Origin of the sequence: Paenibacillus sp. 2TAB19 (assembly GCF_052115185.1) — a bacterium.
In the GTDB taxonomy this organism is placed as follows: domain Bacteria; phylum Bacillota; class Bacilli; order Paenibacillales; family Paenibacillaceae; genus Pristimantibacillus.
In genome coordinates this window covers 109,855-122,334 of the sequence record NZ_JBFRGE010000006.1, presented here as the reverse complement: position 1 = coordinate 122,334, position 12,480 = coordinate 109,855, and the positions used below count along the sequence as shown (strand labels likewise).

Below are 12,480 nucleotides of genomic sequence, written 5' to 3'. Positions count from 1 at the left end.
TGTTCTTGTTTTCTAGGTTACAATAAAAGGAGCTTCATCACAAATTGCGCAAAAGTAGAGGTGTAACCAATGAGAGATCCGGCGCCTTGGCAGAAGAAATACGATAGAATGGTCGTACTAGCCTGTGTTTTCGGACTTCTGTGTCAATATTTGTTCATAGATACGAGAGCTGGTCTGTCCATGCTGCTGTTTGTGGCCGCCTTTTATGGACTGTTTTTCTATGCAGTGAAAGGACGAATTGGCGGCTTCGAGAAGTGGAGGGGGCAATTCAGCTCGGCGTGGATTTTATTTGTGCCGATTGGCTTACTGACATTGACCTACAGCTTGTTCGCAAATGACGTATTCCGTGTATTGAATCGATTTGTACTATTCGCGCTCATTATCTCGCAGACGGTGCTGCTGACGAAGAGCAGCGCCCTCCCTTGGTATCGCGGGAGGTTTTACAGGGAGCTGCTGTTCTTGAGCCTCATAAAGCCATTCTCCTATGTGACAGTGCCTTTCGGCTTGATCGTCAGCCGGCTGAAGGATCAGGAGAAGGGTGATGCGAAGCATGCCGCGTTCAATAAAGTCATCATCGGCCTGCTGCTCGCCGCACCGCTGCTTATTGTCGTCATTACGCTGCTGGCGTCGGCAGATTCGATCTTTCAGTCGTGGCTGAACAAGATTCCCGGGCTGTTCCAGGTAAGCGCCGTAGACGAATTAATTGGCCGTGGTCTTTATGGCGCAGTTGTCGCGCTCTACGCTTTTTGTTACATATGGGTGCTGCTGTTCCGTAAATCCGGCGGAGAGTCGAAGGAAGCTCCATTGCAAGCTGCAGGCACAAGCGATCGGGGGAAAATCATGCTCGATCCCGTGACCGCAGGTACATTTCTTCTAAGTATTAATGCGGTATACTTATTGTTTGTGAGCATCCAATTCTCTTATTTGTTCGGCGCGGCAGGCGGGATGCTTCCCGATGGTTCGGCTTATGCCGAGTACGCCCGCAAAGGCTTTGTCGAGCTTGTTATCGTGTCTGTTATTAATGTATGCCTGCTGCTGGGAGGTCTTCATCGAATACGCCGAGCTGGCCGAGGCGCGGAGCTAGTGCGGAAGCTGTCGTTGACGTCGCTTATCGTCTGCACGCTCGTTATGCTCATCTCTGCTTACAGCCGGCTTTCTTTATATGAAGAAGCATACGGATATACGCAGGTTAGGCTGCTCGTACACGGCTTCATGATTTATTTGACAGTGCTATGTGTCATAGCTGTGTTCCGAATTTGGAAGGAACGTTTCTCACTCGCCAAAGCCTACATCGGCGTATCGATCGCGGCGTATGTACTCATGAACTATTTGAATATCGATGCGAGAATCGCCGACAAAAACATCGAACGATTCCATCAATCAGGCATTATTGATATGACGTATCTAAGCACGCTTTCCATGGACGCAGCTCCTGCGATCTATCGATTGGAGAAGCAGCATCCTGAGCTGGAAGGCATAGACGTGGCTGTATTGAATTGGAGACGCGAGGCAAGCTCGCATGGCAAGTGGCGGTCATGGAGCGTGGCGATACAGAGGGCTAAATAAGAGTTGGTTAAGAAAGGAGAGGGGGAGCTATGCGTTTTGCAAGGCTGCGAATGACGAAGAAGAAATGGTTGATTGCAGTTATTGTCGTCATTGCATTAGGAATTCCGTTCCTATATTTCGAAAATAACGCGATTACGACGACGACGTTCCGTATGCAATCGGATAAGTTGCCCAGCGGCTTCGATCGTTACCGCATCGTACAGTTATCAGATTTGCATAGCAAAATGTTCGGCGATAATCAAAGCCAATTAGTCCGCAAGGTGGCCAAGCTGAAGCCTGATCTCATTGTCGTGACCGGCGACTTGGTGGATGCTAGGCGGTATAACGCGGAGACTAGCTTGACGGCGATGCGCGAGATGCTAAAGCTCGCGCCCGTATATTACGTGACCGGCAACCATGAATGGGGTTCGGGACGCTATGGCGAGCTCGAGGATGGACTAATTGAGCTCGGCGTACATGTGATGCGAAATGCCGGTGAAACCATGAAGCTGGGAGATGGAAGCTTCCGCTTAATCGGCATCGATGATCCGACGTTCGACGGCAGAACATATCGGGGGAGTATAGGCGCTGACGAGAGAATACGGAAGGTGCTGGATTCATTCGATGAAAAGACAAACAACACGCAGGAGGGACCTTTCACGGTTCTGCTGTCCCACAGGCCCGAGATGTTCGATGTCTACTCCAACAACCGAATCGATCTGACATTCTCCGGCCACGCGCATGGCGGTCAGATCAGATTGCCGTTCCTCGGCGGAGTGCTTGCTCCCAACCAAGGTTTATTTCCCCGTTACGATGCGGGCAAGTTCGTAAGCGGACCATCGACGATGATCGTTAGCCGCGGATTAGGAAACAGCACCTTTCCCCAAAGGCTCTTCAATCGTCCGGAAATTATTATGGTTGAGCTGACGCGATAGGTGGAAAAGGGCAAAAAGAGCCCCGCAGCAACGGGCTGCGGGGCTTAAAGTATTTCTATATTTCAAAAGGGGGTTGAGACTTATTATAGCCCTCTATTATTAAAGAGGGATGAAAGAAATATTTCAATACGATTACAAATTATTGCTAATGTACTGTAATGTTAGGTTTGAACTTCATTCGCAGCCGATATAAGCTGCTTCACGGCGTTCCATTCGGCGAGATGCTTCTCCAGCCTGTCGATCAACTGATCGAGCATATGCGAGAAGCCAAGCTGATCCGCGGCATCGATGTTCTGCACGGAGGCTAGCAACGAGCTGCTAAGCGGGCTATGGCTCGGTATGGACGAAATAAGCTTGTAAAGCTTCGCTTCAATTGGAGCGGCAGCAGCGGTGGCGGTCTGTGCGCTGCCTTCATGGACGGTGCTATCAGCAGCCCCGGCCGCAGCAGGGGCAGGCTTCGGCTCGGCGGGCTTAGCGCGCTCCGCCTTGTTCTGCTCATGGGTCGCCCAAGTTTCGAGCAAGCCGCTGCCTGTCTTGAACAGAAGCTTCGCTTTCGTGCTTTCCGAGATCGTCTTGTCCTTGAACAGCTTTGCGATCTTTTTCACATCGCTGACCGGCAACTCATCCCGCGCCGCGATGAGCGCGATCGGATCGCGATGCTCCATCGGCAAGTCCTTAAGCGGCAGGAGCTGATCTTCGGTCAGCTTGTCTTTCCGAATCTCTGTTCCGCTGACGATCAGTTTCTTCACGGCATTGCTGAACTTCAGCAGCTCACACTTGTTCTTAATGTACGATTCCGGCTTGCCCAGCTTGCCGGACAAATATTTGGTCGAGCTGCGGAATTTTGGGTCGTTCAGCAGCTTGTTGAACGCTTCTGCCTCTTCGATGGGAGAGAACCCTTCCCGTGTTAAGTTCTCCGCGATTTGTTCCAAATAAATTTCCAGCTCGTCCGTCACGGTGGACACGATACACGGCATAGTAGGCAGTCCAAGCATCTTGCAAGCTTTGTATCTTCTATTTCCGTAAATAATTTTGTAACGTCCGTCGCCGGTCGTTCTCACTTTAATAGGAGACAATAGACCGATCTCCCCGATGCTCTTCATGAGCTCCTGCAACGCTTCATCGTCGAATTGGTATCTAGGCTGATCTTTATCCTCGTCAATTAAATCCGTAGCTATTTGTATAATATCCATATCATTTCTCCTATCGTTAAGTTAGGCTAACCTATTATAACCTACATAACGACATCTGGAAATTAAACTCAAACGATTTGCTTGCTTGTTGCCGCGATAATTGCGGCTATTTGTCCCTCGTAGCCATAGATTTTCGTTTTGTTGTCATTGATTTGCTTCGCGTAGTTCAGCAGCTTCGCGAACGAATCAAGCGTCCACTTCAATTCCCCTCTCTTAATCGCGTCCTTTACTATTCGAGTCTCCGCATCGAACAGCTTCTTGGTGCTGCTGTTCGTGCTTTTGGCTGCCTTGATCTTCGCTTCATAAGGCTCGATACCCGAAAGAAGCTTCTTGTACGCTGCGATCTTCTTCGCGGCAGCCGCTTTCGCTGTCTTATAGGCGGCGTCCTTGCCGCGAATCTCCTCGCGAGCGATGGCGACGGCAATCTTAAGACTGTCCACTTGGGGCTTCAACAGCGCGACAGCCGTCTTGCTGTCGATGGACTTCGCCAGTCGCATCTGGCTGTTCTTCTTCTCGTACAGCGCGAATAAGTCAGCGTACTTGTCGCGTGTTTGGTCTGCTTCGGCCTTCAGCTTCGCAAGCTTGGAGGCGTCTACCTGCTTGATCTTCTCCTTCACGGCTGTTTCGGATGCCGTGTTACGGTCATGAAGCCCGGTTATAAGCTTGTCCCACGACACCTCTTGCTTCTGAGCAGCCAGTAGATCGGTATATTGCTGCTTAAGCTTGGCAGCCGTTGTCTTGTCGGCGCTTGCGGTCATTTTGTCGAAGGCGGTTTTGTACGTGACGGTGAGCTCGAACGGGGCGGCGAAGGCAGCTGGTACAGCTGTGGTTACTGCGACGACAATCGCAAGCAGCATCGTGGCAAGCAGAATCGGCCATCTTGAATTCATAATCATTAATGTTAACCTCCTCGGAATTTGACCCGCGGCAGAACGCAAAAAAAGCACCGGCAAGAAAGGGCGCGAGCGCGCCTTCTCTTACGGGTGCTTCCATCGTAAGCGGGTCGGTATTTGGTTAATTTCCACCAATATACAGGACGGGCAGGAGATTCGTCAAGCGAAATAGAAATGGAATTTAAGCGGTCAACCGTCTAAAATTGAGTTCTATCGCTTGGTATATACGGGATGTCATTTAGGCTTCTATAAGAAGCTATAAGAGGAGGGAATTACGGGTGAGAAAAAATCAATTAGGAAGTTCGGATCTGTTTGTTAGCGAGATCGGTCTCGGCTGCATGTCGCTTGGAACGGACAAGGAAGCGGCAATGAAGCTGGTCAACCAGGCGCTTGAACATGGCGTCAATTTCTTCGATACGGCAGACCTGTACGATGACGGCTTGAACGAAACGATCGTAGGCGAGGCCATTCGCAGCAGGCGTCAGGACGTCGTTCTGGCTACGAAGGTTGGCAATCGGCGCGTGCCGGGGCAGGAAGGCTGGGTATGGGATCCTTCCAAGGCATACATCAAGGATTCGGTGAAGGGGAGCTTGCGGAGGCTTCAAACGGACTATATCGATTTGTATCAGCTGCATGGCGGGACATTGGACGACCCAATTGATGAGACGATTGAGGCGTTCGAAGAGCTGAAGCAGGAAGGACTCATCCGTTATTACGGCATATCGTCGATCCGTCCGAACGTTATTCGAGAGTATGCGAAGCGTTCGAATATGGTGAGCGTGATGAGCCAGTACAGCATTTTAGATAGACGTCCTGAGGAAGAAGTACTGCCGCTGCTTGCCGAGAAGGGGATTAGTCTGATCGCAAGAGGGCCGGTCGCGAAAGGGATATTGACCGGCAATGGAAGCGCCAAGGCGGACAAAGGTTACCTGGACTACAGCAAGGATGAGGCGATTCACGTTCGGGAACAGCTACTCGAGCTGGATTTACAGGGGCGCAGCCTGTCGCAGGCAGCGATTCGCTATGCGCTGTCGCCTCCGGCGGTCGCTATCGCTATACCGGGCGCAAGCTCGTTCGAGCAACTGCGGCTTAATGTGGAGGCTGGCAACGCTGAGCCGCTATCGGATTCCGAGCTTGAAGCGATTCGTAGCATCTCGCGCGCTAATCGTTATGAACAACATCGTTAATAGGCAAGGCTTCTAGGCAGGAAAATGGGCAAATCTCGCTAAAGAGATTTGCTCTATTTTTGTTGTTTACAKAACAAATGTTCTGCGTTAATATGAGTTTGTGGTTATCTTTTCCAATACTTACAATCAGCTGAGAATAGGCTGGCTTTAAAATAATTTTGAATTCCGATGACAGATTTGACTTCCACTCGGCATCAGTTAGGTAGGAGGAGTGAGATCAGGTTGATGATCGAGATTGCAGGCTTAGGGGCAGCTGCCGAGACGAATGAGGAAGAGCTGGTTGAGCGTGCGCGAGCCGGGGAGAGCGAGGCGTTCGGAGAGCTCGTTCGCCGTCATCGGGCGAAGGCTCTTGGCTTGGCAGGGGCGCTGACGAAGGATGCCTATATGGCGGAGGACATCGTGCAGGAAGCGCTTATTCGGGCGTTTCTGCATTTGGGGACGCTTACAGATGCGAGCCGTTTCATGCCATGGCTGCATCGTATTATTCGCAACCAAGCTTATATGAAGCTTCGGCGCGGCGGTCCATATGCGAAGGAGAAGCCGTTCATCGGATTCTTAAGTCAATCGGGCCTGCCGGACAATGGCTCGAATAATGGAGCAGTGGATTGGGGTGATATCAACAGTATCTTGTTTCACTTAGCGAGCCATGCCGAGGAGGCACAGAGCGGCCATAATCCCGAGCAGCATATGATGCGACAAGAGACGCTGCAAGGTATTCATAGTCTTATTCACTGCTTGAGCAAACGGGAAAGAAACATCTTCGAGGCGAGGTTTTTCGGCGAGCTGCCCCCATCGGAGATAGCCGAGCTGTTCGACATGACGACGGCTAATGTATATAATCTGCTGTCCCGTTCACGCGTCAAGCTGCAGAAGGAGCGCATTCGCCATTCCATCAGTCTGTACGTTCAGCGGAGATCTGCGCTAGGCTTGCCAAGAAGGAAACTGCTCACTCCCCCTATACTATGAGGATGGATATAGAACGGAGATGGAAGAAGGATGATGAAGGAGAAGGATTGGGCGAAGACATGGACATCTGCAGCAATCGCGGTACACGGAGCCGTCAGCTACACGGATAAGAAGCATTTGACGTTGTCCGATGTCATGGGCTTTACCGGGCATGCGTTCCGGATGAACATCGATAAGGAGACGATGCATATTGCAGCTCCGACTTCCTTTCCCGGGGGCTACATACTGCGGCGGAATTTGTGCAATCTTGGTTTTACAAGCTGCCTGGCCGATCCCGATGCACCTTTGACCCCTGATAAGGTGGAAAGGACGATAGCGCTAGTCCAACAATCGATTGATCGCGGTGTGCCAGCGATAGCATTTGATCTGTTCATTCCTGAGTTCGGCTTGATCTATGGTTATGACGACGATCAACAGCTATTCTATGCGAAGGATGTATCCAAGGATGGAACGATTACGTATGCCCAGTTCGCCGACCCCAAGATTGATCTGTTGTTTGTGACGACCATAAGCGAGAGCTTGCCGCATTCCAAATATGAGATGTTAAGAATGGCACTCGATATGATTGTAGATCATGCAAGAGGGCGAGAGTGGATGCATGTTTTCGAAGGCAAGTTCGTGCAAGGCCTTGCCGGTTACGAGGCGTGGATATCCGTCCTTGAACGCAGGAGCGCGGATGCTTATGGCCATTCGTACAATACGGAGGTTATCGCCGACGCAAGGGAGCATGCGGCACGGTTTCTGCAAGACTTAGCTTTTCGATGGGATGGCGGCAACGTGGTGGAGAGGAATGTGCGCAAGCTGGCAGGTGAAGCGGCGTTATGCTATAGTGCGGTCGCAGAGTCGTTAGGGAATATGAGAGAGCTGTTTCCTTTTCCTGAGGGAGGTAGTCCGAACGACGAAGAGACAGCAGAGAAGGCTATCGCATGGCTGAAGCAGGCGCAAGAAGCCGAGACGCGAGGTGTTGCTTTATTGGAACGTCTGCTTCATTTTATGAAAGAATATCATTCGGAGACTTGGGTGAACTGATTCGCCTAAGATATGAGGAGAGAATAAGATGATTAAACGGATTGAATGCGCATATGTCCCAGTCTCGGATGTGGAGAGATCGGCCAAATGGTATGAAGAAGTGCTCGGCATGAAGCTTCGTTCAGCGATCCAGCCAGGCAGAGGGGCGATTATGATTATGGGTGACGGCGGATGGTTGTTTCTGCAGCCAAGCCCGAATATGACGCCGCTTACTTTTGCGACAACAGGCTGGACGGAAGTGGGCGAGTCGTTCGAAATGTTCCCGATCTGCTTCGAGACGGACAATATTCAGAAGCTGTATGAATCGCTGCGGCAAGCTGGCTTATGGCTCGAAGCTGAGGTTCGTGATGAAGGTACCTGCGGGCATCAGCTTAACTTCAAGGACCCGGATGGGAACAAATATCAGGTGTGGCAGCAGCCGGAGTAATCGGAAGGCAAGCAGTAATGAGCGGATCAAGACGAGTGGTCGCCAATGATCGCTGATGAAGTTTAGGAGATTGGCGACTGCGGTCTACTCCGCTTTAAGACATGATGATTGACTTCATTAACTGTATGAAATAGAATTACAGTATCCTTCATAGGGGGCGTTGCATCGATGAATAGTGAATTCACAGTCGCTGTTCACAGCCTTGTGCTGCTGGCTTACTTGCCGGAGCATATGGCGAGCAGCGAGACGATTGCGCGGAATGTATCGACGAATCCGACTCGTATTCGCAAGATTATGAGCATATTGCGCAAGCATGGATTTGTGAGCACGAAGGAAGGCATTGGCGGCGGATATATTCTGAGTTGCGAGCCGCAGCAGGTCACGCTTGCGGAAGTATACAGAGCTTTCGGCGGCGGTGCGCTTAAGCCGCACTGGTGCTCGGGCAATCCGGACGAGGAATGTCTCGTGTCCGCGAATATCGAAGGCGTAATGGATCATTTCTTCCATGAAGCGGAGCAATATTACGTATCGTATTTGGAACAAAATACGATCCAAACGGTGCTTGAACGAATTCGGCTCTGTCAGCAGAGTCAGAAGAAGTTATCCGGGCAGCCGCAGCAATCGTAACTGGAGCAGGCATAGCGGAGCGGGCACAACCGCAGCCGGTTATGGTCTACTCCTAGCTATAATGTATTTTTATTTCATACAGTTACTGTTTTCACAACCAATTCGATAAAGCAGGTGAACGTATGTCCATAGGTAATGAACACATGCAACACAGTTCGATTCCGTTGTCGGTATTGGACGTCTCCCCCATTATAGAGGGCGGCACAGTGGCGAATTCGCTGCATAATACGCTGGATCTTGCCCGCCATGCGGAGCAATGGGGCTATAACCGCTTTTGGCTTGCGGAGCATCATAATTCGCCGAGCATCGCAAGCTCGGCAACCTCTGTCGTAATCGGCCATGTAGCTGCCGGCACATCTACGATTCGCGTCGGTGCAGGCGGCATCATGCTGCCCAACCATGCCCCGCTCGTTATTGCCGAGCAATTCGGTACGCTTGAGGCGTTATTTCCAGGGCGTATCGACCTTGGCTTAGGGCGAGCGCCAGGCACGGACCAACTGACTGCGGCAGCGCTTCGGGGAGGTCGGCGCAGCAATGGGCTCGACTTTCCTGATCAGTTGGAAGAGCTGCGCGCTTTCTTAGAGCCAGGAGGCTCCGCGGTTAATCGCGGCGTAAGAGCGATTCCAGGCGAAGGTCAAGACATCCCGATCTGGCTGCTAGGTTCCAGCGACTTTAGTGCGAATCTAGCCGGACAGCTTGGTTTGCCTTTCGCTTTCGCAGGACATTTCTCCCCAGGCTTCACGGTGCCGGCGATGAATCTGTATCGAAGCAGCTTCCAGCCTTCCGAAGTGCTGGAGAAGCCTCATGGCATGGTGGCGGTCAACGTAATTGCCGCCGATACGGATGAGGAAGCGATTCGACTATCGACGTCCATGCAGCAGCTATTTCTGTCCTTCGTCCGCAATCGTCCAGGCCCGCTGAAACCGCCGGTCGACAATATGGATGAAGTATGGAGCGAGCAAGAAAAGGCTGCGATACAGCAGCAGCTTGGATCGTCAATTATCGGCAGTCCCGATACGGTTAAGCGAAAGCTGGATGCCTTCATTGCCGCGACAGGCGCGGATGAAATCATGATAGCGGCACATATTTACGATCATCAAGCCCGATTGCGTTCGTACGAAATCGTATCGAGCTTATACCAATAAGCGAGTAAGAAACCTCCAAGTGACTGCAGCTGCGCAGTCGCTTGGAGGTTTCTTTTGTGATGCAATAGAAAAATTTCAACGACCAACCATCAGGTGAATGGATTTCATCCAATCCAAAAGAGCAATTGGCGGCGGGAGCGGTGTTTGTATGGAATAAGTACAGGCATAGCACCACTCATGCCAAACCGGTTGTTCTATTCCACCTGAGGACGCTTGCCCCGCAGCAGCTCGCGAATGGAGTAGCCGAAGTCCATTTGTAGATGGGGATAGTCCTTGAAGTTGTCCCAATCTCCGCCCCAAGTGAAGCCAAGCTTCTTCGCGATCGCGACAACCTCCATCCAATCGGGTTTACTATTCCCGTTTCCATCATATTTCATATCCCACACGACATCGCCTTCCTTCGTTCGAAGCGCGAAGTCGATCGCAAGGCCGTAATTATGGTACGAATGACCGCCGCGAACTTGCGTCACGACAAGTCCATCTAATGTTCTTCCTTGCTCATACAGCGCATTTTGCTCCTCAGTGGAACGGAAGCCGTCCGTAATCAATATCGTAATGCCAGCTGCGGCAGTCTGCGTGATTAGCTCTTGCTGTTTGGCTGCAACAATCGGATGTAATTCTGTTACGGGAGGCACATTAATTTCAGGTGTGAAAGGCAGCTCTGCGCCTGATCGTTGAAGCAACTTCCAAGCTGTAACTGCTATAAGGAAAGTAATGATGAATATAAGGAACTGATTGCGTCTGCGCCTGCTTGCCGACTTCCGACTAGAGGGAAGCGGGGGCTGAGGCATCGTGCCGGGCGTAAAGGAAGTGCGTTCAATCATTCGTGTTCTCCTTCAAATATTGCCGATAGATATCGGTATTATGGCTGTATAAGTATTCTGCAAAAGTGGGATAAGTTATCCGCTAATATTATCATACGAGCTATATTTGCGCCCTAGTCTTAAGTCTAAAGTAAGAAATGATAATGAAAAGTTAAGTGGTTGACAAATTATCAGTTTAGATCTAAACTGAGTACATGAAGAAGAAACGAGGTGATAAGTTGGAGCCAAACGATACAGCGTCTGATTACAGCAAGCAAGACGAAAGATTAGGGTTGTTGATCTGGTACCGCTTGTCCCGGGTATACGGTCATAACGTTCGCGAGACACAGCAGCATTTGAAAAAATGGGATTTGTCGGTTGCTCAATTCGATGTGATCGCACAGATTGGCGAACAAGGAAAGCTTACTCAGCAGCAGCTTGCGGATAAACTGTTCGTCACTAAGGGGAATATTACGCAGCTGTTAGTGAAGCTGGAGGAGCAAGGGCTCATTACTCGCGAGCAGCAATGGAAGATCAAGCTCGTATCGCTAACCGACAAAGGAAAAGCGCTATATGCTGAAGTCGTCCCTAAGCAGGAGCGGTTCCAAGTGTCGCAATTCGATGCTTTGACGCGAGATGAGAAGAAGCAGCTCGTACGACTGTTGAGAAAAATTCAGAAGTAAAAAAATACATCCATATTGGGAGGTCCATACTATGCAATTAAAAGGTATCCATCACGTATCCGCGATTACCGGCAAAGGGTCTGCGAACTTTGATTTTTATACAAGAATATTAGGCCTTCGCCTTGTAAAGAAAACCGTCAACCAGGATGACACTTCGGTGTATCACTTGTTCTACGGGGATGAGAAAGGCAATCCGGGAACGGAATTGACGTTCTTCGAATTTCCCGGTGTACCGCAGAACCGCGCAGGCGTGAGCAGTATCTCGACAACTTCCTTGCGTGTTCCAAGCGATGCGGCGCTTTCGTACTGGAAAGAGCGTTTTGCCGAGTTTGGCGTCGAGCATGACGACATTATCGAACGCGCCGGCCGTCAGACATTAGCTTTCCGCGACTTCGAGCGCCAGCGTCTCGTGCTTGTCTCCGACGAGAACAACGTGGGCGTCGCAGGCGGCATACCGTGGGAGAAAAGCCCGGTTCCAGCGCAGTATGGCATTACCGGCTTAGGCCCGGTACAACTGACGGTTCACAACGCGGAACAGACCGCTCTCGTGTTGACCCAGCTTATGGGCTTCCGCCAGAAAGGCCAATACGCATCGACTGTCGCAGGACAAAAGGATATTGTCGTCTATGAGACCGGAGAAGGCGGCAGCGGCGCGGAGATCCATATCGAGGAGCGGAACGATCTGCCTCGCGAGGTGCAGGGCGTCGGCGGTGTCCATCATGTTGCCTTCCGCGTCGATAATGACGATGAGCTGCGCGAGTGGATTGAGCACATCCGCGGCGTAAGAATTCCAAACTCGGGTTTCGTGGATCGCTTCTACTTCCGTTCGTTGTATTTCCGCGAGCCAAACGGCATCTTGTTCGAGCTTGCAACTGACGGACCTGGCTTCGATACGGACGAGGATATCCATCATCTCGGCGAAGCGCTTTCCTTGCCTCCATTCTTAGAAGGCAGAAGAGCACAGATCGAAGCGGGCTTGCAGCCGCTCAGCACGCCTATTGGATAACGATTAGAATAGCAATCAAAGATGGAAAATATAGAAAGGTG

At 51.0% G+C, this 12,480-nt stretch carries 13 protein-coding genes; 10 read left to right on the top strand and 3 right to left on the bottom strand.

The window, feature by feature from the left end:
- Nucleotides 1-69 precede the first annotated feature (69 nt).
- Together AB4Z33_RS04465 and AB4Z33_RS04460 are read left to right on the top strand one after the other, a co-directional pair.
- Nucleotides 70-1,566 carry a DUF4153 domain-containing protein gene (locus AB4Z33_RS04465; RefSeq protein WP_442048760.1) on the top strand — a complete coding sequence of 499 codons (1,497 nt, stop codon included), beginning with the start codon at nucleotides 70-72 and terminating at the stop codon, nucleotides 1,564-1,566.
- A 29-nt stretch (nucleotides 1,567-1,595) separates the two neighbouring features.
- The gene (locus AB4Z33_RS04460; RefSeq protein WP_442048759.1) at nucleotides 1,596-2,480 is read left to right on the top strand and encodes a metallophosphoesterase; all 885 of its coding nucleotides are present in this window, start codon (nucleotides 1,596-1,598) and stop codon (nucleotides 2,478-2,480) included.
- 161 nt (nucleotides 2,481-2,641) lie between these two features.
- On the opposite strand, the gene AB4Z33_RS04455 is transcribed toward AB4Z33_RS04460, so the two are convergent.
- Both AB4Z33_RS04455 and AB4Z33_RS04450 read right to left on the bottom strand, forming a co-directional pair.
- Complete coding sequence (locus AB4Z33_RS04455; protein ID WP_442048758.1) at nucleotides 2,642-3,673, bottom strand: ParB/RepB/Spo0J family partition protein; 1,032 nt, start codon at nucleotides 3,671-3,673, stop codon at nucleotides 2,642-2,644.
- A 68-nt stretch (nucleotides 3,674-3,741) separates the two neighbouring features.
- On the bottom strand, nucleotides 3,742-4,569 hold the full coding sequence (locus AB4Z33_RS04450; protein WP_442048757.1) for a hypothetical protein: 828 nt from the start codon (nucleotides 4,567-4,569) through the stop codon (nucleotides 3,742-3,744).
- 275 nt (nucleotides 4,570-4,844) lie between these two features.
- On the opposite strand from AB4Z33_RS04450, the gene AB4Z33_RS04445 reads away from it, so the two are divergent.
- From AB4Z33_RS04445 to AB4Z33_RS04420, 6 genes are all read left to right on the top strand, one after another.
- Entirely contained in the window at nucleotides 4,845-5,753 is a 909-nt protein-coding gene (locus AB4Z33_RS04445; protein ID WP_442048756.1) for an aldo/keto reductase, read from the top strand.
- A 225-nt stretch (nucleotides 5,754-5,978) separates the two neighbouring features.
- The gene (locus AB4Z33_RS04440) at nucleotides 5,979-6,719 is read left to right on the top strand and encodes an RNA polymerase sigma factor (protein WP_442048793.1); all 741 of its coding nucleotides are present in this window, start codon (nucleotides 5,979-5,981) and stop codon (nucleotides 6,717-6,719) included.
- A gap of 30 nt (nucleotides 6,720-6,749) precedes the next feature.
- The gene (locus tag AB4Z33_RS04435; protein WP_442048755.1) at nucleotides 6,750-7,748 is read left to right on the top strand and encodes a hypothetical protein; all 999 of its coding nucleotides are present in this window, start codon (nucleotides 6,750-6,752) and stop codon (nucleotides 7,746-7,748) included.
- A 28-nt stretch (nucleotides 7,749-7,776) separates the two neighbouring features.
- Nucleotides 7,777-8,175 carry a VOC family protein gene (locus AB4Z33_RS04430; RefSeq protein WP_442048754.1) on the top strand — a complete coding sequence of 133 codons (399 nt, stop codon included), beginning with the start codon at nucleotides 7,777-7,779 and terminating at the stop codon, nucleotides 8,173-8,175.
- Nucleotides 8,176-8,343: 168 nt separating this feature from the next.
- Nucleotides 8,344-8,802 carry an RrF2 family transcriptional regulator gene (locus AB4Z33_RS04425; protein WP_442048753.1) on the top strand — a complete coding sequence of 153 codons (459 nt, stop codon included), beginning with the start codon at nucleotides 8,344-8,346 and terminating at the stop codon, nucleotides 8,800-8,802.
- A 122-nt stretch (nucleotides 8,803-8,924) separates the two neighbouring features.
- Nucleotides 8,925-9,947 carry an LLM class flavin-dependent oxidoreductase gene (locus AB4Z33_RS04420; protein ID WP_442048752.1) on the top strand — a complete coding sequence of 341 codons (1,023 nt, stop codon included), beginning with the start codon at nucleotides 8,925-8,927 and terminating at the stop codon, nucleotides 9,945-9,947.
- A gap of 194 nt (nucleotides 9,948-10,141) precedes the next feature.
- Here AB4Z33_RS04420 and AB4Z33_RS04415 read toward each other — a convergent pair whose 3' ends face one another.
- Nucleotides 10,142-10,771, bottom strand: a complete 630-nt coding sequence (locus AB4Z33_RS04415; RefSeq protein WP_442048751.1) for a M15 family metallopeptidase — start codon at nucleotides 10,769-10,771, stop codon at nucleotides 10,142-10,144.
- 194 nt (nucleotides 10,772-10,965) lie between these two features.
- Between AB4Z33_RS04415 and AB4Z33_RS04410 the strand changes: the two genes are divergently transcribed.
- Nucleotides 10,966-11,433, top strand: a complete 468-nt coding sequence (locus AB4Z33_RS04410) for a MarR family winged helix-turn-helix transcriptional regulator (protein ID WP_442048750.1) — start codon at nucleotides 10,966-10,968, stop codon at nucleotides 11,431-11,433.
- Between the two features lie 31 nt (nucleotides 11,434-11,464).
- The gene (locus AB4Z33_RS04405; RefSeq protein ID WP_442048749.1) at nucleotides 11,465-12,439 is read left to right on the top strand and encodes a ring-cleaving dioxygenase; all 975 of its coding nucleotides are present in this window, start codon (nucleotides 11,465-11,467) and stop codon (nucleotides 12,437-12,439) included.
- Nucleotides 12,440-12,480: the final 41 nt, after the last annotated feature.